Source organism: Streptomyces sp. BK022, assembly GCF_004217355.1.
In the GTDB taxonomy this organism is placed as follows: domain Bacteria; phylum Actinomycetota; class Actinomycetes; order Streptomycetales; family Streptomycetaceae; genus Streptomyces; species Streptomyces griseoluteus.
This window is the reverse complement of the sequence record NZ_SHKU01000002.1, coordinates 1007885-1028420: the sequence shown is the minus strand read 5'-3', so window position 1 is coordinate 1028420 and position 20536 is coordinate 1007885. Positions and strand designations below refer to the sequence as shown.

Here is a 20536-nt window from a genome sequence, read left to right as displayed (position 1 = left end):
ACGCAGCGTAGACCGTGGGGCGGCGTCCATCGCGGGAGGGCCGGGCACGGGGTGCCGGGCCGCCATGGTAGTTTCGTTGTACGGAAGCAGTCGTTGTATGCTGCTCCGGTTGCCCGATCCCGGTCGGGCCATTCCCCCTGGCAGCGCCACTGAAAGATCTCAGGTTTCCTGATCTCGATTCCGGCATGCCGGGATCAACCGTAAGTGCATCTGAAGTCTTTGGAGTGACCCGTGGCTGCCAACTGCGACGTCTGCGGCAAGGGGCCGGGCTTCGGCAACAACATCTCCCACTCGCACCGCCGTACGCCCCGTCGCTGGAACCCGAACATCCAGCGCGTTCGTACTGTGGTCGGCGGGACGCCGAAGCGCGTGAACGCTTGCACCTCGTGCATCAAGGCCGGCAAGGTCTCGCGCTGACGCACCGCTAAGCGCGCGGCCATAGTCGGTTGCTGTGAAGAGCCGGTCCACCCTCGGGTGGGCCGGCTCTTCGCTGTGCCTTCTCGCCTCTCAGATGCGCCAGCCGTGGTCCACGGGGCCGATCCCGGCGCCCAGCGCGAACCCCCGGGCGATCGCCCCGGTGACGTACTCCTTGGCCGCCGCGACCGCCTCCGGCACGGCCAGCCCCTTCGCCAGCTCCGAGGCGATGGCGGAGGCGAGGGTGCAGCCGGTGCCGTGGGTGTGCCGGTTGTCGTGGCGCGGGGCACGCAGCCGGAACTCCTGGTCGCCGTCGGTGAGCAGGTCCACGGCCTCGCCGGTGAGATGCCCGCCCTTGACCAGCACCCACTGGGGCCCGTAGGCCAGGACGGCTTCCGCCGCCGGGCGCAGATCGGCCTCGGAAGCGACCTGGAATCCTGTGAGCTGGGCCACTTCGTCCAGGTTCGGGGTGGCCACGGTCGCCACCGGGAGGAGCCGGGTCCGCACCGAGTCCAGGGCGGAGGCGGCGAGCAGGGGGTCGCCGTGCTTGGAGACGCCCACCGGGTCCACCACCACGGGCGCGTCCACGGTGGAGATCAACTCCGCGACCGCCTCGACCAGTTCCGCCGAGGCCAGCATCCCGGTCTTCACGGCCTGGACGCCGATGTCGTCCACCACACTGCGGTACTGCGCCCGCACCGCCTCCACCGGCAGCTCCCAGGCGCCCTGCACCCCGAGGGAGTTCTGCGCGGTCACGGCGGTGATCACGCTCATCCCGTGCACGCCCAGCGCCAGCATCGTCTTCAGGTCGGCCTGGACGCCGGCGCCGCCGCCGGAGTCCGAGCCGGCCACGGTGAGGACGCGCGGCGGCGCCTGCCCGGCGGACCTCACTCGGGGTTCCCGAAGTGGTCCCAGCCGCCCGTGGCGGTCCAGGGCGCCCCGTCCACGGTCACCTGGGGCAGCGCCGAGGGGTTGAGCACCTCGCCGATCACCTTCCAGCGGGCCGGGAGCTTGGTGTCGGGCGGGAAGGTCGCCACGATCGCGTGGTCCTCTCCCCCGGTGAGCACCCACTGCAGCGGGTCGACCCCGACCGCCTGGCCGATGTCGTTCATCTGGGTGGGGATGTCGATCGCGCCGGAGCGGATGTCGATGCGTACCTTGCTGGCGTCCGCGATGTGCCCGAGGTCCGCGATCAGTCCGTCGCTGACGTCGCACATGGCGGTCGCGCCCAGCGCGGCGGCGGCCGGGCCCGCGTGGTACGGCGGCTCGGGGCGGCGGTGGGCCTCCACGAAGGCGCGCGGCGAGCGGAAGCCCCGCGAGAGCACCGCGTACCCGGCGGCGGACCAGCCCAGCCAGCCCGTGACGGCCACCAGATCGCCGGGCTGCGCGCCCGCGCGGGTCACCGGCTCCTGGTTGCGCAGGTCACCGAGCGCGGTGATCGACACCATGATGGTGTCGCCGCGTACGACGTCACCGCCGACCACGGAGGCGCCCGCGACCTGGCACTCGTCGCGCAGGCCGTCCATCATCTCGGTCGGCCAGGTCACCGGGAGTTCGGCGGGGACGACCAGGCCGAGTAGCAGCGCGGTGGGTACGGCGCCCATCGCGGCGATGTCGGCGAGGTTCTGGGCCGCGGCCTTGCGGCCCACGTCGTACGCCGTGGACCAGTCGCGGCGGAAGTGCCGGCCCTCCAGCAGGATGTCGGTGCTCGCCACCACCCGGCGGTCCGGGGCGGCGACCACGGCGGCGTCGTCACCGGGGCCGACCCGGACCGCCGGGGTGGTGGTGAGACGGGAGGTCAGCTCCCGGATGAGCCCGAACTCACCAAGCTCACCCACTGTGCCCTTCATGGCCTCAAGCCCCTTCTGTACCTGTCCCGTGCCCGGTCGCGCGTCATCAGTGTCCCCGATACGGTCGAGGTGGCCGTCAACTTCCGTCGTGCCCGCACCCCGGCGCGCGTGCCCCGTTCCCCAGGGTCTCCCCTCGGAGAGCGGCGACGCGATACCGTGGCGTTCCTCTTCCCCACATGATCCTCGTGGCCGCCCTGGAGGTTCCGTGGTACAGGCGTACATCCTGATCCAGACCGAGGTCGGCAAGGCGTCGACCGTCGCCGAGACGATCGGCAGGATTCCTGGAGTGATCCAGGCCGAGGACGTGACGGGACCCTATGACGTCATCGTCCGCGCCCAGTCCGACACCGTCGACGAGCTGGGTCGCATGGTGGTCGCCAAGGTCCAGCAAGTGGACGGCATCACACGCACACTGACCTGCCCGGTCGTGCATCTGTAGCCCCCGTCTACGCTTGGCCGGTGAACTTCTTCCGTCACCGGCCCCTCGGCCTGCTCGCGCCCGCGCTGCTGATCGCGGTCGCGGGCTGTTCCACGGCGGACGACGGCACCACGGTCGCGGCTCCCCGCCCCGACGCGCGCACCGCCCCCCTGTGCCGGCGTCTGGACGAGGCACTGCCCGGGAAGGTGGACGGCCGGCACCGCGACGACCCGCGGCCCGCTTCCGCCTACACGGCCGGCTGGTCGGGCCCGGCGATCATACTGCGCTGCGGGGTGGTCCGGCCGCCGAAGATGACCGACCCCGGGGTCGCCCAGGGCCACGACCCGCACGCGCTGGCCGGCGGGGTGGACGGCGTGGACTGGCTGATGGAGAAGCGGGACGACGGTTCCTCGCGCTTCACCACCGCCAACCGCCGCGCCTACGTGGAGGTCACGCTGCCCGAGGAACTGTCCGGCCCGGACGACTCGACGGCGGTCCTGGTCGACCTGGCCCCGGCCGTGAAGAAGGCGATCCCCGAGGGGATCGCCTCCATGCGGTGATGCGGTGATGCGGTGAGCGCCTAGCGCAGCCCGGTCGGGCGGCGCAGTGCCGCCTGGATCAGGCGGTCCACCAGCTCCGCGTAGCCGACGCCGGACGCCTCCCACATCTTGGGGTACATCGAGATGGGGGTGAAGCCGGGCAGCGTGTTGATCTCGTTGATGACGAACTCGCCGTCCTCGGTGAGGAAGAAGTCCGCGCGGACCAGGCCCTCGCAGGACGCGGCGTCGAACGCCTCGACCGCGAGCCGCTGGAGCTCGGCGGTCTGCTCGTCGGTGAGCGGGGCCGGGACGACACCGGGCGTGGAGTCGATGTACTTGGCGTCGAAGTCGTAGTACGCGTGCGCGCTGGGCGGCGGGATCTCGGCGGGGACCGAGGCGCGCGGGCCGTCCTCGAACTCCAGGACGCCGCACTCGATCTCGCGGCCGGACAGCGCGGCCTCCACGATGATCTTCGGGTCGTGGCGCTGGGCCTCGGCGATGGCCTCGTCCAGCCCGGCGAGGTCCTCGACCTTGGTGATGCCGATGGAGGAGCCGGCGCGGGCGGGCTTCACGAACAGCGGCCAGCCGTGCTCACCGGCGAAGTCCACGATCCGCTTGCGGGCGGCCGACTCGTCCTGCTGCCACTCGCGGGGCCGGATCACCACGTACGGGCCGACCTTGAGCCCGAAGGAGGTGAACACCCGCTTCATGTAGTCCTTGTCCTGGCCGACGGCCGAGGCGAGCACGCCCGAGCCGACATAGGGGACACCGGAGAGTTCCAGCAGGCCCTGGAGGGTGCCGTCCTCCCCGAAGGGGCCGTGCAGCACCGGGAAGACCACGTCGACCTCGCCGAGCGCCTTGGGCACCGCGCCGGGCTCGCTGTAGACGACCTCGCGGTTGGCCGGGTCGACCGGGAGCACCACGCCGCCCTCGGTGGACTCCGCCACGTCCAGGACCTCCGGGGTGCGGCGGTCGGTGATGGCCATCCGCTGCGGCTCGTCGGCCGTCAGCACCCAGCGGCCGTCACGGGTGATGCCGATCGGCAGGACGTCGTACTTGGTCCGGTCGATGGCGCCCAGGACGGCACCCGCGGTGACGGTGGAGATCCCGTGTTCGGAGGAGCGGCCGCCGAACACGACGGCCACACGCGGCTTGCGGGGCTGCGCCGCAGGGTTCTGGGGGAGGTTCTCGGTGCTCATATCGCGTTGAGAGTACCCGTTGGTAGTGCCCCCGGACAGCGCCGACCCGGCGCTTTCGCTCAGCGTCGCTCGGGCTTCGCGCTGCGCGACATCAGCTCCTTCAGCGCGACCACGGGCGGCTTCGCGTCGTGCACGATTCCGACGACCGTCTCGGTGATCGGCATGTCGACACCGTGCCTGCGGGCGAGATCCAGCACGGACTCGCTGGACTTGACGCCCTCGGCGGTCTGCTTGGTGACCGCGATGGTCTCCTGGAGCGTCATGCCCTTGCCGAGGTTGGTGCCGAAGGTGTGGTTGCGGGACAGCGGCGAGGAGCAGGTCGCCACCAGGTCCCCGAGTCCGGCGAGTCCGGAGAAGGTCAGCGGGTCGGCGCCGAGCGCCATGCCGAGCCGGGTGGTCTCGGCGAGGCCGCGCGTGATGAGCGAGCCCTTGGCGTTGTCGCCGAGCCCCATGCCGTCCGCGATGCCGACGGCGAGACCGATGACGTTCTTGACCGCGCCGCCGAGTTCGCAGCCGATGACGTCGGTGTTGGTGTACGGCCGGAAGTACGGGGTGTGGCAGGCCGCCTGGAGCCGCCGGGCGACCGCCTCGTCGGTGCAGGCGACCACGGCGGCGGCGGGCATCCGGGCGGCGATCTCACGGGCCAGGTTGGGCCCGGTGACGACGGCGATCCGGTCGGGGCCGACCTTGGCGACGTCCTCGATGACCTCGCTCATCCGCATGGCGGAGCCGAGTTCGACGCCCTTCATCAGGGAGACGAGCACGGAGTGCGGGGCGAGCAGCGGGGCCCAGTCGGCGAGGTTGGCGCGCAGGGTCTGGGAGGGGATCGCCAGGACGACGAAGTCCGCGTCCCCGAGCGCCTCGGCGGCGTCGGAGGTGGCGCGCACGCCCGGCGGAAGCTCGACGCCGGGCAGGTAGCCGAGGTTGGTGCGGGTGGAGTTGACCGCGTCGGCCACTTCGGTGCGGCGGGCCCAGAGAGTGACCTCGCAGCCCGCGTCGGCGAGGACCACGGCGAACGCGGTGCCCCAGGAGCCGGTGCCCATGACGGCGACCCGGACAGGCGTGCTCACTTGCCGCTTCCCCCTTCGGTGGCGGTGGGCGTGGTTTCGGCGGCGGGCGCGGGCACGGTGCCCTGGACCTGGCCGTCGTCCGAACGCACCGCGTGGCCGGACGGGGCGATCGGACCGGACTGGGCGCGGGTGCGGCGGCGCTGCTCGATCCGCTCGCGGCGCGGGTCGTAGGGCACGGCGGGTGCCTTCTCGCCGCGGATCTCCTCGAGCTGGCGGGTGATGGCCGCCATGATGACCTCGGTGGCCTCCCGCAGGACGTCGGCGGTCATCTCACGGTCGTAGAACCGGGAGAGGTCCACCGGCGGGCCGGCCAGCACGTGGTGGGTCTTGCGCGGGAAGAGGTTCGGCTTCTTCGCGTAGGGGGGCAGAAGTTCGTTGACGCCCCACTGGGCGACCGGCACGACCGGGCACTTGGTCTGCAGGGCCACGCGCGCGGCACCGGTCTTGGCCGTCATGGGCCAGCCGTCGGGGTCGCGGGTCAGGGTGCCCTCGGGGTAGAAGGCGACGCACTCGCCCTTCTCCACCGCCTCGATCGCGGCGCGGAATGCGCTCAGCGCGTCGGTGCTCTCGCGGTAGACGGGGATCTGTCCGGTACCGCGCATCGCGGCGCCGACGAATCCCTTCTTGAAAAGGCCGCTCTTCGCCAGGAATCGCGGCACCCGTCCGGTGTTGTACTGATAGTGCGCGTACGCGAAGGGGTCCACGTGGGAATTGTGGTTCACCGCGGTGATAAATCCGCCGTCGGCCGGAATGTGCTCCATTCCTCGCCAGTCCCGCTTGATCAGAACCGCCAGCGGCGGTTTGCAGATCACCGCGGCGAAGCGGTACCAGAAGCCGATTCTGCGGCGGGACACGCGGACACCTTCCTCCATGGCCTCTGAGGGCCTTCACCTCGGCCGGGGGCCGCACAAGTGTGACTCCGGGCCGCCGGTCTGTCGAGAACACCGTACGCCCGCATGTCCGCGGCGACCGCCCCCGGACTGGCCTTCACAGCATTCCCCCACACGTCGGGGCGGCTCCGGCCGCCGGGTGCGAGCGGGGGACAATGAGCGCGGACAGAGAGGGACGGTACGCCGGTGCAGTGGAGCTTGGTCATCCCCCTGAAGCCCTTGGCGCGGGCGAAAAGCAGGCTCGCGGACGCCGTTGCCGACGGAGCGCGGCCGGGGCTGGTGCTGGCGTTCGCGCAGGACACGGTGGCCGCCGCACTGGAGTGTCCCGGGGTCGCGGATGTGGCGGTCGTCACGGACGACCCGCTGGCCGGGCGGGCGCTGGCCGCGCTGGGCGCCCGGATCGTGCCGGACGAGCCGGCCGGGGGGCTGAACGCCGCGCTGGCGTACGGCGCCTCGGCGGTGCGCGAGGTCCGACCGGGGGCGGCCGTCGCCGCGCTCAACGCCGATCTGCCCGCGCTGCGCCCGGCGGAGCTGGCGCTGGTGCTCGCAGCGGCGGCCGAATTCCCGCGCGCCTTCCTGGCGGACGCGGCCGCCCGGGGCACGACCCTGCTCGCGGCGGCGCCCGGCCGGGAGCTGGCCCCCGCCTTCGGCGGCGCCTCGCGCGCCCGGCACCGCGCCTCGGGCGCGGCGGAACTGGCGCCGGGCAGCGTGGAATCGGTGCGGCGGGACGTGGACACCGGCGACGACCTGCGGGTGGCGCTGGAGCTGGGTGTGGGCGCCTACACGGCGGCGGCGAGCGCCTCGTGGACCGCGCCGGTGCCGCTGGCCGGGCAGTAGGCTGCGGACATGCAGGCCACCGCTTACACCTACGACCCCGAGAGCCGCAGCGGGCAGGTGCTGCTCGACGACGGCACTCCGGTGCCCTTCGACGCGGCCGCCTTCGACGCGGGCGGACTGCGGTTGCTGCGGCCCGGTCAGCGGGTGCGGATCGAGACCGAGGGGCGGGGCGACGGGCTGCGGATCACGCTGGTGACCCTCCAGACCTTCTGAACGGGTGCCGGGCAGGCACTGAACGGCCCTTGAGCGGCCGTACGAACGCACCGCGGGCCGGACTCCCCGGGGGAGTCCGGCCCGGCGCGTGTGAGCCCTGGGGACCGGGTGCCGTGGAAGGCCGTGCCTCTAGCGGGCGGTGGTCTTCTTGGCGGTGGTCTTGCGTGCCGTCGACTTCTTGGCGGGCGCCTTCTTGGCGGTGACCTTCTTCGCGGGAGCCTTCTTCGCGGTGGTCTTCTTGGCGGCCGCGGTGGTGCCGGTGGCCTTCTTCGCGGGGGCCTTCTTTGCCGCGGCCTTCTTGGCGGTGGCCGTGGTCTTCTTCGCCGGCGCCGCCTTCTTGGCGGTGGTCTTCTTCGCGGCGGCCTTGGTGGCCTTCTTCGCCGCGGCCTTCTTCACGGTCGCGGAAGCACCGCCGGTCAGGCTGCCCTTGGGCGCCTTCTTCACGGAGACCTCGCCACCACGGGGAAGCTTCTTCGAACCGCTCACCAGGTCCTTGAAGCCCTGGCCGGCGCGGAAGCGCGGGACCGAGGTCTTCTTGACCCGAACACGCTCGCCCGTCTGGGGGTTGCGGGCGTAGCGGGCGGGGCGGTCCACCTTCTCGAAGGACCCGAAGCCGGTGACCGAGACCCGGTCGCCCGCGACGACGGCGCGGACGATGGCGTCCAGGACCGCGTCGACAGCATCGGCGGCCTGCTGGCGGCCACCCATCTTGTCGGCAATCGCTTCTACGAGCTGCGCCTTGTTCACGTCTTCCCCTTCGGAGACATCGCCAGAACGAAAGTGTTCAAGCTTTTTCGCACGTTAGGCAGATATATACCGCAAATCAAACACGAAACGGGCTTCTCACCCTTGTGCCGCATCGGTTTCGGCGGTCCCGAACGGATTCAGCGGTCCTCTTCGGGCATCCGGCCCGCTTCGAGGTCCGCGGTGAATCGTTCGAGACGCGTAGCCGCGCCGGCGAGATCGTGTTTGGCCACGGCCGTAATGACCAGCAGCTTCCGGGTCAGCGCCATCCGTACGCCCTCCGGGACTTGCAGTGTGCGCACGGTTGCGTGCGCTTGTTTGAGTTGGTCCGCGACTGCCGCATAGAGCTGGAGTTGGCCGTCGTGTTCCATGCACAGATTGTGCCATCTGAGGCGAGTTGTCGCCTGCGCAGGGGGCAACTGCCGCCCCCGCGCGCCGTTTCGGGGCCGCGGGAGGGGGCGCCTCCGGAGAGCGCCTGGAACTGCAACTTCGTTGCGGTGAAGAGGAGTTGGGGAGCGTGCGCAATGCCCTCGCGGGCGTCCGGACCCGGACATGCGCGTACCCCCAATCGTGGCGATCGGGGGTACGCGGCGGCCGTCGAGGTGGCCGAAACCTTATGTGTGCGAGCGGTCGCTCAGCTGGTCAGCGTGCGGGGCTTGTGCGCCGGGCGGGCCTTCTCGAAGGCGGTGATGTCGTCCTCGTCGCGCAGGGTGAGGGAGATGTCGTCCAGGCCGTTCAGGAGCCGCCAGCGGGAGTTCTCGTCCAGCTCGAAGGAGGCGGTGATGCCCTCGGCGCGTACTTCGCGGGCTTCGAGGTCCACCGTGATCGGGGCCTTGGGGTCGCGTTCGGTCAGCTCCCAGAGCGCGTCCACGACCTTCTGCTCCAGCACCACTGTGAGCAGGCCGTTCTTCAGCGAGTTGCCGCGGAAGATATCGGCGAAGCGGGCGGAGATCACGGCCTTGAAGCCGTAGTTCTGCAGCGCCCAGACGGCGTGCTCGCGGGAGGAGCCGGTACCGAAGTCGGGGCCGGCGACCAGGACCGTGGCGCCCTGCCGCTCGGGGCGGTTGAGGACGAAGGTGTCGTCCTTGCGCCACGCCTCGAAGAGACCGTCCTCGAAGCCGTCGCGGGTGACCTTCTTGAGCCAGTGGGCGGGGATGATCTGGTCGGTGTCGACGTTGCTGCGGCGCAGCGGCACGGCCCGGCCGGTGTGGGTGGTGAAGGCTTCCATCGTTATCGCACTCCAGCGGGCACGGGGGTGTCGGACAGGTCGGCGGGCGAGCCGAGGTGACCGAGGACGGCGGTGGCGGCGGCGACCTGCGGCGAGACCAGGTGGGTGCGGCCGCCCTTGCCCTGCCTGCCCTCGAAGTTGCGGTTGGAGGTGGAGGCCGAGCGCTCCCCCGGCGCGAGCTGGTCGGGGTTCATGCCCAGGCACATCGAGCAGCCCGCGTACCGCCATTCGGCACCGGCCTCCTTGAAGACCACGTCCAGCCCCTCGGAGACGGCCTGCAGGCCCACCCGCGCGGAGCCGGGGACGACCAGCATCCGTACGCCGTCGGCGACTTTGCGGTCCCGGAGGATCTCGGCGACCGAGCGCAGGTCCTCGATGCGGCCGTTGGTGCAGGAGCCTACGAAGACGGTGTCCACGGCGATGTCCCGCAGCGGCTGCCCGGCGGTCAACCCCATGTACTCCAGGGCCTTTTCGGCGGCGTGGCGCTCCGATGCGTCTTCGTACGAAGCCGGGTCGGGGACGTGCGACGAAAGCGGCGCCCCCTGGCCCGGGTTGGTGCCCCAGGTGACGAACGGGGAGAGTCCGGCCGCGTCGATGACGACCTCGGCGTCGAAGACGGCGTCGTCGTCGGTGCGCAGCGTCCTCCAGTACTCCACCGCCTCGTCCCAGTCGGCGCCCTCGGGGGCGTGGGCGCGGCCCTCCAGGTAGGCGAAGGTGGTCTCGTCGGGGGCGATCATGCCCGCGCGGGCGCCGGCCTCGATGGACATGTTGCAGATGGTCATCCGCGCCTCCATCGACAGCTTCTCGATGGCGGACCCGCGGTACTCCAGGACATAGCCCTGGCCGCCGCCGGTGCCGATCCGGGCGATGATCGCCAGGATCAGGTCCTTGGCGGTGACACCGTCGGGCAGCTCGCCCTCGACGGTGATCGCCATGGTCTTCGGGCGGGCCATCGGCAGCGTCTGGGTCGCCAGGACGTGCTCGACCTGCGAGGTGCCGATTCCGAAGGCCAGGGCCCCGAAGGCACCGTGCGTGGAGGTGTGGGAGTCACCGCACACCACGGTCGTGCCCGGCTGTGTCAGCCCGAGCTGCGGGCCGACCACGTGCACCACGCCCTGCTCGACGTCGCCCAGCGGGTGCAGCCGCACCCCGAACTCCGCGCAGTTCTTGCGCAGCGTCTCCAACTGGGCCCGTGAGACCGGGTCGGCGATCGGCTTGTCGATGTCGAGGGTCGGGGTGTTGTGGTCCTCGGTGGCGATGGTCAGATCGAGACGACGGACCGCGCGACCGTTCTTGCGGAGACCGTCGAACGCCTGCGGGCTGGTCACCTCGTGCAGCAGGTGCAGATCGATGTAGAGAAGGTCGGGCTCGCCCTCGGCGCGCCGGACGACATGGTCGTCCCAGACCTTCTCCGCGAGTGTCCTACCCATCGCTTTCCCTCCGGCCGGCCACGGTTCCGCCGACACATCTAGAGAACCTGAGGAAGCGACGCCCGCGCCGTGATCTTCGCGCGTACGGGCGTCCGGCACCGCGCCCGCCGTACGCGGGCCGCCGTGTGCTTCAAGAGTGGCGCGTTCCGGAGAAAATTGAACTTGCGTTTCACAGAGTGAGACGGGAGTATCGTTGCATGGACAACAGTAGCGGCGTCGGCGTTCTGGACAAGGCGGCCCTTGTCCTGAGCGCTCTGGAGTCCGGTCCGGCCACCCTCGCGGGTCTGGTCGGGGCCACCGGACTGGCACGACCCACGGCCCACCGGCTGGCCGTGGCTCTGGAGCACCACCGGCTGGTGGCGCGGGACATGCAGGGCCGGTTCATCCTGGGCCCGCGCCTGTCGGAGCTGGCCGCGGCGGCCGGCGAGGACCGGCTGCTGGCGACGGCCGGCCCGGTGCTCACGCACCTGCGGGACGTGACGGGCGAGAGCGCGCAGCTCTACCGGCGCCAGGGCGACATGCGGATCTGCGTGGCGGCCGCGGAGCGGCTGTCCGGACTGCGGGACACGGTGCCGGTGGGCTCGACGCTCACGATGAAGGCGGGTTCCTCGGCGCAGATCCTCATGGCCTGGGAGGAGCCCGAGCGGCTGCACCGGGGTCTGCAGGGGGCGCGCTTCACGGCCACGGCACTGTCCGGGGTGCGCCGCCGGGGCTGGGCGCAGTCGATCGGCGAGCGGGAGCCGGGCGTGGCCTCGGTCTCGGCGCCGGTGCGCGGGCCGTCCAACCGCGTGGTGGCCGCCGTCTCGGTCTCCGGACCGATCGAGCGGCTGACCCGGCATCCCGGCCGGATGCACGCCCAGGCGGTGATCGACGCGGCCACCCGGCTGTCCGAGGCGCTGCGCCGCTCCGGCTGAGCGCCGTACGCGATCGACTCCACGCTTCCCCCCGGGCGGGAGCGGGCCCCAACGCCGCGGCCCGCTCCCGCCCGACCCGTTCGGCCTGTCCGGCTCAACCGGCTGACGGCGAGGGACTGTTGGGATCGGGCCCGGAAAACAGCGAAGGCCCCTCGCTTGCGCGAGGAGCCTTCCTTCTGTACCCCCGACCGGATTCGAACCGGCGCTACCGCCTTGAGAGGGCGGCGTGCTAGGCCGCTACACAACGGGGGCCTGGACACTGCGTTTCCGCAGGTCCGAGCTGGTCTACCTGGACTCGAACCAAGACTAACTGAACCAGAATCAGTCGTGCTGCCAATTACACCATAGACCAATGATGGTTTAGACCAGTCAGTACCCCCGACCGGATTCGAACCGGCGCTACCGCCTTGAGAGGGCGGCGTGCTAGGCCGCTACACAACGGGGGCCCTAGCGATTCCGAGTGATCGGAACCAGTACCCCCGACCGGATTCGAACCGGCGCTACTGCCTTGAGAGGGCAGCGTGCTAGGCCGCTACACAACGGGGGCTCGCGGATAAGATCCGCGGGTGCAGATGAGCTCTGCGAGCTGGCCTACCTGGACTCGAACCAAGACTAACTGAACCAGAATCAGTCGTGCTGCCAATTACACCATAGGCCACTGGAACGCAAGCCCCGAGCGGGGATCTTGTTCTAGCAGATGCGCCTGGGGCCCGGCCTTTCGGCCCGTTCCCCTCGGCGCAGGAAGAACATTACCCGAAGGTGGACGGGGCTCCAAAACGGGTATCCGCGCGGACCAGCGCAGGGAGTTCGGCGAGGCTGGTGATCCGGTGCGCCGGGACCGTCCCGGCCGCCCGTGCGTGCGGGCCGCCCCGGTCGATCCATACGGACATCATCCCGGCCTCCGCCGCGCCCCGCCCGTCGATCTCCGGATGGTCCCCGACGTACGCCACCTCGTGCGGGGGCAGCCCGAGCCCCTCACAGGCGGCCAGGAAGGCCCCGGCGGCCGGCTTGGACACCCCCAGCTCGACGGCGCACAGCACGGACTCGAACCGGTCCCGCAGGCCGAGAGCGCGCAGCTTGTGCTCCTGGACGGTCAGGCTGGAGTTGGACAGCACCGCGTGCCGGTGCTCCGGGAGGGCGTCCAGGGCGGGCAGCACGTCCGGGAAGACCTGCCAGGCCGCCTGGTAGTGCCCGACGTAGCGCAGAAACCATTCCTCAGCTTCGGCGTCGCTGAGTTCCGCGCCCAGGAACGCCCGGACCCGGTCCAGCCGCTGCCCCTCGAACGTGGCCTCGCCCGCCGCGTGCCGCGCCCAGTGGGCCTCGGTCGCCGTCCGCCACGCCGCGAGCGCCTGTTCCGGCGTCTCGAACCGGGCGAGCAGCCCCTCCGCCAGGAGGTGTGCCCGCATGCCCTCACGGTCGGCGGTGGTGTAGTCGAAAAGGGTGTCGTCCACGTCCCAGACCACGGCTCGGATGCTCATGGGCCGACGGTAACGGGAAGCGGGCCCCGGGACAGGGGGCGGAAACGCCGAGGGGCGGCATCCGGTGGCCGGATGCCGCCCCTGGCGGTGTGGCGTTCGTTACGCCGCGAGCCGCTCCAGCGCCGTGTCGATGCGGGACAGGGTCTTGTCCTTGCCGAGTACCTCCAGGGACTCGAACAGGGGCAGGCCGACGGTGCGGCCGGTCACGGCCACGCGGACCGGGGCCTGGGCCTTGCCGAGCTTGAGGCCGTGGGCCTCGCCGGCGGCCAGGACGGCCTCCTTGAGGGATTCGGCCGAGGTCCAGTCGGCGGACTCGAGCTTCTCCCGCGCGGTGCGCAGCAGCGCCTCCGAGCCTTCCTTCATGGCCTTGGTCCACGAAGCCTCGTCGAAGACGGGCTCGGGCAGGAAGAGGAAGTCGACGTTGTCGGTGATCTCGGAGAGCACCTTGAGCCGGGTCTGGGCGTGCGGGGCGATCGCCTGCCACTTGGCCTCGTCGAAGTCCTCCGGCGCCCAGGGCGCGACCGGGGGCTTCAGCCACGGGGCGCAGCGCTCGGTGAAGTCCTTCACGTCGAGCAGCCGGATGTGGTCGGCGTTGATCGCCTCGCACTTCTTCAGGTCGAAGCGCGCCGGGTTGGGGTTCACGTCCGAGATCTCGAAGGCGGCCACCATCTCCTCGATCGAGAAGATGTCCTGGTCCGCCGAGAGCGACCAGCCCAGCAGGGACAGGTAGTTGAGCAGGCCCTCGGGCAGGAAGCCGCGCTCGCGGTAGAGGTTGAGCGAGGCCTGCGGGTCGCGCTTGGAGAGCTTCTTGTTGCCCTCGCCCATCACGTACGGCAGGTGACCGAAGGCCGGGATCTGCTTGGCGATGCCCAGTTCCATCAGCGCCTTGTACAGGGCGATCTGGCGCGGGGTGGAGGAGAGCAGGTCCTCGCCGCGCAGGACGTGGGTGATGTCCATCAGCGCGTCGTCGACCGGGTTCACCAGGGTGTACAGCGGGGCGCCGTTGGCGCGCACGATGCCGTAGTCCGGGACGTTCTCCGGGAGGTAGGTGATCTCGCCGCGCACCAGGTCGTCGAAGGTGATCGCCTCGTCCGGCATCCGGAAGCGGACGATCGGCTCGCGGCCCTGGGCCTTGAACTCCTCGACCTGCGCGGCGCTCAGCTCGCGGCAGTGGCCGTCGTACCCGGAGGGCTTGCCGGCGGCGCGGGCCGCCTCACGGCGGGTGTCCAGCTCGTCCTGGGAGCAGTAGCAGTGGTAGGCGTAGCCGCCGTCCAGGAGCTTCTCCGCGACGTCCCGGTAGATGTCCATCCGCTGCGACTGGCGGTACGGCGCGTGCGGGCCGCCGACCTCGGGGCCCTCGTCCCAGTCGAAGCCGAGCCAGCGCATGGCGTCCAGGAGCTGGTTGTAGGACTCCTCGGAGTCGCGGGCCGCGTCGGTGTCCTCGATCCGGAAGACCAGGGTGCCCTCGTGATGGCGGGCGAACGCCCAGTTGAACAGGGCGGTGCGCACCAGGCCCACGTGGGGGTTACCGGTGGGCGACGGACAGAAACGGACGCGTACGGGTGCGCTAGCCACGCTTGACAACCTTGTTGGTGAGAGTGCCGATGCCTTCGATGGTGACGGCGACCTCGTCGCCGACGCTCATGGAGCCGACGCCCGCGGGGGTGCCGGTGAGGATCACGTCGCCGGGGAGCAGCGTCATGGCCTCGGAGATGTTGACGATCAGGTCCTCGATGGGGTGGACCATCTCGCTGGTGCGCCCGAGCTGGCGCTGCTCGCCGTTGAGGGTGAGCTGGACGGTGAGGTCGTTCGCGCGGGCGAGGTCGATGTCCGTCTCCACCCAGGGGCCGAGCGGGCAGGCGGAGTCGAAGCCCTTGGCGCGGGCCCACTGCTTCTCGGCGCGCTGCACATCGCGGGCGGTGACGTCGTTGGCGCAGGTGTAGCCGAAGATGACGTCCTTGACGCGCTCGCGGGGGACCTCGCGGCACATGCGGCCGATGACCACGGCCAGCTCGGCCTCGTAGTGCAGTTCCCTGGTGAAAGGCGGGTACTGGATGTCGTCGCCGGGGCCGATCACCGAGGTGGAGGGCTTGAAGAAGGCGAACGGGGCTTCGGGCACCTCGTTGTCCAGTTCCCTGGCGTGCTCGACGTAGTTGCGGCCGAAGGCCACGACCTTGTTGGGGAGCACCGGCGGGAGCAGCCGGACCTTGCTGAGGGGCACCTTGGTGCCGGACAGCTCGTGGTCGGCGAAGGGGATGCCCTTGATGATGTCGAGGACGAGCTCGTCCTGCTTGTCGCCCTCGACCGCGCCGAAGGCTACGTTCCCGTCGATGGAGAACCTGGCGATGCGCACGGGATTCTGGCGCCTCTCACTGAGAACCGGCGTACTGACGTCCCAGGTTAACCGGTCCGCGCGTCCGGCGTTCGGCCGGTGGTCCGGGCGGCGGTTATGCGGTGCGGAAACAAGGGCGGATTAATTCCGGATTTCCGCTCGCCCCGGGCAGCGCCCCGGCACGGCGGTGGGCCAGTGGCGACAGGGGCCGCCGGGCACGGGGCCGGGGCAGGGGCGCATTACGGGTAATGCCGCGGGGCGGCGCCCGAAAATTCGCGGGGTGGCATTAGCGGAGGGTGGATATCCCCGGCGATGCCAGTAATCCGCCGGGCCCGGAAAAAGCGAGCGCGGCCCGGTGGGCCGTCACGGGTGGACGGGCCGCCGGGCCGCGCTCGGGCGGGGCGGGTGCGCTCAGACGCCGGCCTCGGCAACGGCGGAGGCGGGCAGCTCCATCAGAATGGTGCGCCGGGGGTTGGCGGTCCGGTCGGGGAGGTCGGTGGGGTGCTCGGGCAGCTCGGCGATCCGCAGTTCGCCGGCGTCGTCCAGGTGCGCCAGCGTCGTGCGTCGCGGGTTCGCCGTCGTCTGGAACATCATCGTCGTCTTCACCGTTGTCGTCCTGTGGCGTCGTGATCGGGTGGGAATGGGCAGAGCCGCTCATCCTGTAAAGCGTCAGGCTAAACATGCGAATCCCCGTCACTCACGTGAACCACCCGTGATCGGCGTGTGAGTTTGCTCACTACGAGCCACACAAATGGGTCAATTCAGACTGTGGGTCTTGGGCGATGAAACGGACATTGGCCATCTGAACCCACCATTCCGCTCCTGATCATGGCGACTGGGACACCGTTCGAGCCTGCCGCACAGGCGCTCGACTCGCCGGAATTGCCCGCCTATACGGGTGATCCGGTTCCACCCGCCGTGACCCCCGGATCACGTGCCGTCACGTAGGTCACAGCTCGGGGTACGTCCCTTGTTGGAGATCCGGCACTGTGCTGGAATGCCACGGACCGCCGCAGGAACGAGCCGGCGCAGGGGGCGCGACGCCGCGCCGAGTGGCGGTGAGCAAGGGGGGAATCCAGCGCCGGTCACTCAAGACCACACGGGGGGCGTATTCAGGGCGCCCTTCATGACGCCGACACCGTGTCCCGCCGTTCGCGCGGAGGGGCGCCTGGTCCAGAGGTTGCGACGCTAGTGCAGGGACGTTTCAAGAGGGATGGCAGCGCTTCGGCCGAGCCGGAGCCGCACGGCGGGACCGACCGTGGTTCCTCGCACCAGCACGCCCAGAGCGCCGGCAAGGGACCGTCCGGCGACAACGGCGGGCGCGGGGGACGCCCCGGCGTGTCCGCCCCGGCCGGCGCGTCCGGCACCAAGCCCGTGGCGCCCGCCGCGAAGACCACCAGGAGCACGCCCAGCACCGGCTCGCGAGTCGCGCTGCGCAACTGGCGCATCTCCACGCGTCTGGTCTCCCTGCTCGCGCTGCCGGTGGTCGCGGCCACCACACTCGGTGGTCTGCGCATCGGCGACTCGATGGACGACATCAAGCAGCTCGACAACATGAAGCTGCTGACCGAGATGACCCAGCGCGCGACCGAGCTGGCGCACGCTCTCCAGGAGGAGCGCGACCAGTCCGCCGGTCCCCTGTCACACGGTCTCAAGTCGTCCGACTACACGGTCAAGGGCTTCCGCGACAAGACGGACAACGCGAAGAAGACCTTCGAGGACTCCGCCGAGGACATCGACGCGGCGAGCAAGGACGGCAACCTCCAGGGCGTCCGCGACACCCTGGTCGGCCTGGTCTCCCAGCTCGACGCACTCGGCAAGATCCGCCGGGACGCGTACACCTCGAACGACAACTCGACGCAGACCGTCGAGTCGTACCACCGGCTGATCACCCAGCTCATCGACCTCTCCCAGGACATGGCCGAGGCGTCGAGCAACCCGGAGATGATCCAGCGCACCCGCGCCCTGGCCGCGTTCTCCACCGCCAAGGAGTACGCCTCGGTGCAGCGAGCGGTCATCGCGGCCGCCCTGCCCGCCAGCAACGCCACCAAGGGTGACCTGTCCACCAACGACCGCCTCTACGGCGAGTCCGCGTACGACAGCGAGAACTCCGAGCTCAACATCTTCCGCAAGGTCTACGCGAGCCAGGGCGCCGAGGAGATCCTCAAGCCCATCGACGAGAACAACCCGACGATCCAGGCTGCCGACCTCTACGCCAAGCGCGTCTTCGAGTCGCGCGACGGCCTGGCGGGTCAGCCGGCGCGCTCGTACCTGGACTGGATGGACGACAGCTCCACCAAGATCCAGCAGATGAAGAAGATCGAGCACGAGCTGCTCGACAGCATGGAGCAGAAGGCCCGCGAACTGAAGGCGACCTCCGAGCAGGAGGCGATCTTCTCGGGTGTGCTGATCCTGCTCGTGCTCGGCGTCTCGCTGGTCGGCGCGTTCGTCGTGGCCCGGTCCATGATCCGCTCGCTGCGCCGTCTTCAGGACACCGCCACCAGGGTCGCCCAGGACCGCCTGCCCGAGCTGGTCAAGCAGCTCTCCGAGTCCGACCCGCAGGACGTGGACACGTCCGTGGAGTCGGTCGGTGTGCACTCGCGGGACGAGATCGGCCAGGTGGCCGCGGCCTTCGACCACGTGCACCACGAGGCGGTCCGGCTCGCCGCCGAGCAGGCGCTGCTGCGAGGCAACGTCAACGCGATGTTCACCAACCTCTCGCGCCGCTCCCAGGGTCTGATCCAGCGTCAGCTCTCGCTCATCTCCGAGCTGGAGTCCCGCGAGGCCGACCCGGACCAGCTCTCCTCGCTGTTCAAGCTCGACCACCTCGCGACCCGCATGCGCCGTAACGGCGAGAACCTCCTCGTCCTCGCCGGTGAGGAGCCCGGCCGGCGCTGGACCCGCCCGGTCCCGCTGGTCGACGTGCTCCGCGCCGCCGCCTCCGAGGTGGAGCAGTACGAGCGCATCGAGCTGGCGTCGGTGCCGAGCACCGAGGTCGCCGGCCGCGTCGTCAACGACCTCGTGCACCTCCTGGCCGAGCTGCTGGAGAACGCCACCTCGTTCTCCTCCCCGCAGACCAAGGTCAAGGTCACCGGTCACGCGCTGCCGGACGGCCGCGTGCTGATCGAGATCCACGACACCGGCATCGGCCTCTCCCCCGAGGACCTCGCCGCGATCAACGAGCGCCTCGCCGCGCCGCCCACCGTGGACGTGTCGGTCTCCCGCCGCATGGGTCTGTTCGTGGTCGGCCGCCTGTCGCAGCGCCACGGCATCCGCATCCAGCTCCGCCCGTCCGACTCCGGTGGTACGACCGCGCTGGTCATGCTGCCCGTCGACGTCGCCCAGGGCGGCAAGAAGCCCGCTCCGGGCAAGGGCGGCGGCTCCGGTTCCGGTGGCGGTCCCGCCGCCGCGCAGGCGGCGGCCGGTGCCGCGGCCGCGCGCCGGAACAACGGCGGTGGCGGCGGTGCCCTCGGCGGCGCCCCGGCCGCCGGCGGACGCCTCACCGGCGGTCCCGGCCAGCGGGGCCAGGTCGGCGCGGGCCAGGGTCCGCGCGCGGCGCTTCCCGGCACCGGTCAGAACGGCGGCCGCCCCGGCGGTCCCGGCGGCGCCCGCGGTCCGCAGAGTCCCGGCGCCTTCCAGGCGAACCCGTCCAGCCAGCAGAACCAGCAGAACCGTCCGGCTCCCGCCGGCCAGGGTCCGGGCGCCCCGCAGGGCACGCACCCCGCGAACCCCGGTGGCCCGCAGCAGGACGCCTTCGGCGGTCGCGGCCCGGCCCAGCAGCAGCGCGGTGGCGCCGGTGCCGAGCAGGGGCGTCAGCCGCAGCTCCCGCCGCGTGGCGGCCCCCGTGCCGAGCTGCCCGGCGGCAACCCGGCCCCGCGTGCCTCGCTGGACGTGCCGCGCGGCCACGACGAGCAGGACCCGTCGCAGACCGCGCGCATGCCGCGCATCGACGACCGGCAGGGCATGGGCGGCACCGCCGAGATGCCCCGCGTCGACGCGCAGGACCCGTCGCAGACCGGCGGTTTCCCCCGCCAGGACCTGTACGGCGCGGTCGACCAGCAGCAGCACACCGGGCAGTTCGCCCGGCCCGGCGCCAACGGGCCCCAGCACACCGGGCAGTTCCAGCGTCCGGGTGCGGGCGACCCGCAGAACACGGGCCAGTTCCAGCAGCCCGGTGCCCAGCAGGCGGGCGGTTACGGCCGCCAGCAGGGCGGCGACGAGTACACCCGCCCCGACCTGTTCGGCGCCCCCCAGGGCCAGCAGCAGGGCCAGCAGAACCCGCAGGCCCCGCAGCACACCGGCCAGTTCCCGGTCCAGCAGGGCTACGACGCGTACCAGGCCGGCCACACCGGCCAGCACGCGCTGCCCGGCCGCCCGGCGCAGCACCAGAACGGCGGTCAGGCCGCGCAGAACCCGAACCAGGCGGGCAACCCCGGCCAGTTCGAGCAGCAGCGGCCCGCAGCTCCGCAGCGTCCGGCGCGTCAGGCGCCGGCCGACAACTGGGCGCTGCCCCCGGCCCCCGCCGGCAACACCGGTGACGGCCGAACCCCGCTGTACGACACGCTGGAGACCAACTGGTTCCAGCAGGAGCAGCAGCAGTCGGAGTCCGCTCCGGCCGCCCCTCAGCAGCCGCAGGCGCAGGCCCCCACGCCCGCCCCGCAGCAGTCGTCGTCCACCACCGGCTCGTGGCGCACCTCTCCGAACGACGAACTCGTCCGGCAGGCGGAGCGCGTACGACAGCCCGCGGCGGGCGGTATCACCACCTCCGGTCTGCCGCGCCGTGTGCCCAAGGCGAACCTCGTCCCGGGCACGGCACAGCAGCAACAGCACCACAGCGGTCCGCAGGTCTCCCGTGCGCCTGACGACGTACGCGGCCGGCTGACCAATCTCCGTCGGGGTATCGCTCAGGGCCGTCAGGCCGGGGGCGGCCAAACCGGCAGCTTCCCGAGCCCCACTCACCAGCAGGAGCGTTAGTTGAGT

20 protein-coding genes and 5 tRNA genes are annotated in these 20536 nt (G+C 71.1%); 7 read left to right on the top strand and 18 right to left on the bottom strand.

Features of this window, described 5'->3' with window-relative positions:
* Positions 1–231 precede the first annotated feature (231 nt).
* Entirely contained in the window at positions 232–417 is a 186-nt protein-coding gene (gene rpmB, locus EV284_RS10810; protein WP_004924906.1) for a 50S ribosomal protein L28, read from the top strand.
* A 90-nt stretch (positions 418–507) separates the two neighbouring features.
* Here rpmB and thiD read toward each other — a convergent pair whose 3' ends face one another.
* The gene (gene thiD, locus EV284_RS10805; protein ID WP_130332652.1) at positions 508–1305 is read right to left on the bottom strand and encodes a bifunctional hydroxymethylpyrimidine kinase/phosphomethylpyrimidine kinase; all 798 of its coding nucleotides are present in this window, start codon (positions 1303–1305) and stop codon (positions 508–510) included.
* A complete protein-coding gene (locus EV284_RS10800; RefSeq protein WP_130332650.1) occupies positions 1302–2264 on the bottom strand; it encodes a thiamine-phosphate kinase in 963 nt (320 codons plus the stop codon). Before EV284_RS10800 ends, thiD begins: the two co-directional genes overlap by 4 nt.
* 205 nt (positions 2265–2469) lie before the next feature.
* Here EV284_RS10800 and EV284_RS10795 point away from each other — a divergent pair, with 205 nt between their 5' ends.
* Positions 2470–2703 (top strand): Lrp/AsnC ligand binding domain-containing protein, encoded by a 234-nt coding sequence (locus tag EV284_RS10795; RefSeq protein WP_030808468.1) that lies wholly within the window; start codon positions 2470–2472, stop codon positions 2701–2703.
* Positions 2704–2723: 20 nt separating this feature from the next.
* On the top strand, positions 2724–3242 hold the full coding sequence (locus EV284_RS10790) for a DUF3515 domain-containing protein (RefSeq protein WP_130332648.1): 519 nt from the start codon (positions 2724–2726) through the stop codon (positions 3240–3242).
* Positions 3243–3262: 20 nt separating this feature from the next.
* Here EV284_RS10790 and EV284_RS10785 read toward each other — a convergent pair whose 3' ends face one another.
* The 3 genes from EV284_RS10785 to EV284_RS10775 are packed head-to-tail and all read right to left on the bottom strand — an operon-like array spanning position 3263 to position 6344.
* A complete protein-coding gene (locus EV284_RS10785) occupies positions 3263–4420 on the bottom strand; it encodes a D-alanine--D-alanine ligase family protein (RefSeq protein ID WP_130332646.1) in 1158 nt (385 codons plus the stop codon).
* Between the two features lie 59 nt (positions 4421–4479).
* Positions 4480–5490 carry an NAD(P)H-dependent glycerol-3-phosphate dehydrogenase gene (locus EV284_RS10780; RefSeq protein ID WP_130332644.1) on the bottom strand — a complete coding sequence of 337 codons (1011 nt, stop codon included), beginning with the start codon at positions 5488–5490 and terminating at the stop codon, positions 4480–4482.
* Complete coding sequence (locus EV284_RS10775) at positions 5487–6344, bottom strand: lysophospholipid acyltransferase family protein (RefSeq protein ID WP_130332642.1); 858 nt, start codon at positions 6342–6344, stop codon at positions 5487–5489. The genes EV284_RS10780 and EV284_RS10775 overlap by 4 nt, the downstream gene beginning before the upstream one ends.
* A 222-nt stretch (positions 6345–6566) precedes the next feature.
* Between EV284_RS10775 and cofC the strand changes: the two genes are divergently transcribed.
* Together cofC and EV284_RS10765 are read left to right on the top strand one after the other, a co-directional pair.
* Entirely contained in the window at positions 6567–7217 is a 651-nt protein-coding gene (cofC, locus tag EV284_RS10770) for a 2-phospho-L-lactate guanylyltransferase (RefSeq protein WP_130332640.1), read from the top strand.
* Positions 7218–7226: 9 nt separating this feature from the next.
* Positions 7227–7430, top strand: a complete 204-nt coding sequence (locus EV284_RS10765) for a hypothetical protein (protein WP_030808455.1) — start codon at positions 7227–7229, stop codon at positions 7428–7430.
* Positions 7431–7559: 129 nt separating this feature from the next.
* Here EV284_RS10765 and EV284_RS10760 read toward each other — a convergent pair whose 3' ends face one another.
* The 4 genes from EV284_RS10760 to leuC all read right to left on the bottom strand — a co-directional run bounded on the left by EV284_RS10760 (position 7560) and on the right by leuC (position 10832).
* On the bottom strand, positions 7560–8177 hold the full coding sequence (locus EV284_RS10760; protein ID WP_031181779.1) for an HU family DNA-binding protein: 618 nt from the start codon (positions 8175–8177) through the stop codon (positions 7560–7562).
* A 137-nt stretch (positions 8178–8314) separates the two neighbouring features.
* Positions 8315–8545, bottom strand: a complete 231-nt coding sequence (locus EV284_RS10755) for a hypothetical protein (protein ID WP_130332638.1) — start codon at positions 8543–8545, stop codon at positions 8315–8317.
* Positions 8546–8808: 263 nt separating this feature from the next.
* Complete coding sequence (gene leuD, locus EV284_RS10750; RefSeq protein ID WP_130332636.1) at positions 8809–9402, bottom strand: 3-isopropylmalate dehydratase small subunit; 594 nt, start codon at positions 9400–9402, stop codon at positions 8809–8811.
* A gap of 2 nt (positions 9403–9404) precedes the next feature.
* Positions 9405–10832, bottom strand: a complete 1428-nt coding sequence (gene leuC / locus EV284_RS10745) for a 3-isopropylmalate dehydratase large subunit (RefSeq protein WP_130332634.1) — start codon at positions 10830–10832, stop codon at positions 9405–9407.
* Between the two features lie 197 nt (positions 10833–11029).
* Between leuC and ndgR the strand changes: the two genes are divergently transcribed.
* The gene (ndgR, locus tag EV284_RS10740; protein WP_130332632.1) at positions 11030–11746 is read left to right on the top strand and encodes an IclR family transcriptional regulator NdgR; all 717 of its coding nucleotides are present in this window, start codon (positions 11030–11032) and stop codon (positions 11744–11746) included.
* Between the two features lie 179 nt (positions 11747–11925).
* Here ndgR and EV284_RS10735 read toward each other — a convergent pair.
* From EV284_RS10735 to EV284_RS10695, 9 genes are all read right to left on the bottom strand, one after another.
* Positions 11926–11998: transfer RNA gene (locus tag EV284_RS10735), tRNA-Glu, on the bottom strand.
* A gap of 28 nt (positions 11999–12026) precedes the next feature.
* Positions 12027–12098: transfer RNA gene (locus EV284_RS10730), tRNA-Gln, on the bottom strand.
* A 21-nt stretch (positions 12099–12119) separates the two neighbouring features.
* Positions 12120–12192 (bottom strand) — tRNA-Glu (locus tag EV284_RS10725).
* 28 nt (positions 12193–12220) lie between these two features.
* Positions 12221–12293 (bottom strand) — tRNA-Glu (locus tag EV284_RS10720).
* Between the two features lie 39 nt (positions 12294–12332).
* A tRNA-Gln gene (locus EV284_RS10715) sits at positions 12333–12404 on the bottom strand.
* Positions 12405–12495: 91 nt separating this feature from the next.
* Entirely contained in the window at positions 12496–13224 is a 729-nt protein-coding gene (locus tag EV284_RS10710; protein WP_207228993.1) for an HAD family hydrolase, read from the bottom strand.
* A gap of 99 nt (positions 13225–13323) precedes the next feature.
* Entirely contained in the window at positions 13324–14808 is a 1485-nt protein-coding gene (gltX, locus tag EV284_RS10705; protein WP_130332630.1) for a glutamate--tRNA ligase, read from the bottom strand.
* Positions 14792–15577, bottom strand: coding sequence for a fumarylacetoacetate hydrolase family protein (locus tag EV284_RS10700; RefSeq protein WP_130332628.1), 786 nt, complete (start codon positions 15575–15577; stop codon positions 14792–14794). The genes gltX and EV284_RS10700 overlap by 17 nt, the downstream gene beginning before the upstream one ends.
* A 390-nt stretch (positions 15578–15967) precedes the next feature.
* Complete coding sequence (locus EV284_RS10695) at positions 15968–16162, bottom strand: hypothetical protein (RefSeq protein WP_130332626.1); 195 nt, start codon at positions 16160–16162, stop codon at positions 15968–15970.
* 585 nt (positions 16163–16747) lie between these two features.
* On the opposite strand from EV284_RS10695, the gene EV284_RS10690 reads away from it, so the two are divergent.
* Positions 16748–20530, top strand: a complete 3783-nt coding sequence (locus EV284_RS10690) for a nitrate- and nitrite sensing domain-containing protein (protein WP_207228992.1) — start codon at positions 16748–16750, stop codon at positions 20528–20530.
* Positions 20531–20536 lie beyond the last annotated feature (6 nt).

Bases quoted from the DNA above. Each gene is read 5' to 3' on its own strand.
- leuD (WP_130332636.1), bottom strand. From the start codon at position 9,402: ATGGAAGCCTTCACCACCCACACCGGCCGGGCCGTGCCGCTGCGCCGC.
- EV284_RS10755 (WP_130332638.1), bottom strand. From the start codon at position 8,545: ATGGAACACGACGGCCAACTCCAGCTCTATGCGGCAGTCGCGGACCAA.
- EV284_RS10765 (WP_030808455.1), top strand. From the start codon at position 7,227: ATGCAGGCCACCGCTTACACCTACGACCCCGAGAGCCGCAGCGGGCAG.
- leuC (WP_130332634.1), bottom strand. From the start codon at position 10,832: ATGGGTAGGACACTCGCGGAGAAGGTCTGGGACGACCATGTCGTCCGG.
- EV284_RS10710 (WP_207228993.1), bottom strand. From the start codon at position 13,224: ATGAGCATCCGAGCCGTGGTCTGGGACGTGGACGACACCCTTTTCGAC.
- EV284_RS10800 (WP_130332650.1), bottom strand. From the start codon at position 2,264: ATGAAGGGCACAGTGGGTGAGCTTGGTGAGTTCGGGCTCATCCGGGAG.
- EV284_RS10785 (WP_130332646.1), bottom strand. From the start codon at position 4,420: ATGAGCACCGAGAACCTCCCCCAGAACCCTGCGGCGCAGCCCCGCAAG.
- ndgR (WP_130332632.1), top strand. From the start codon at position 11,030: ATGGACAACAGTAGCGGCGTCGGCGTTCTGGACAAGGCGGCCCTTGTC.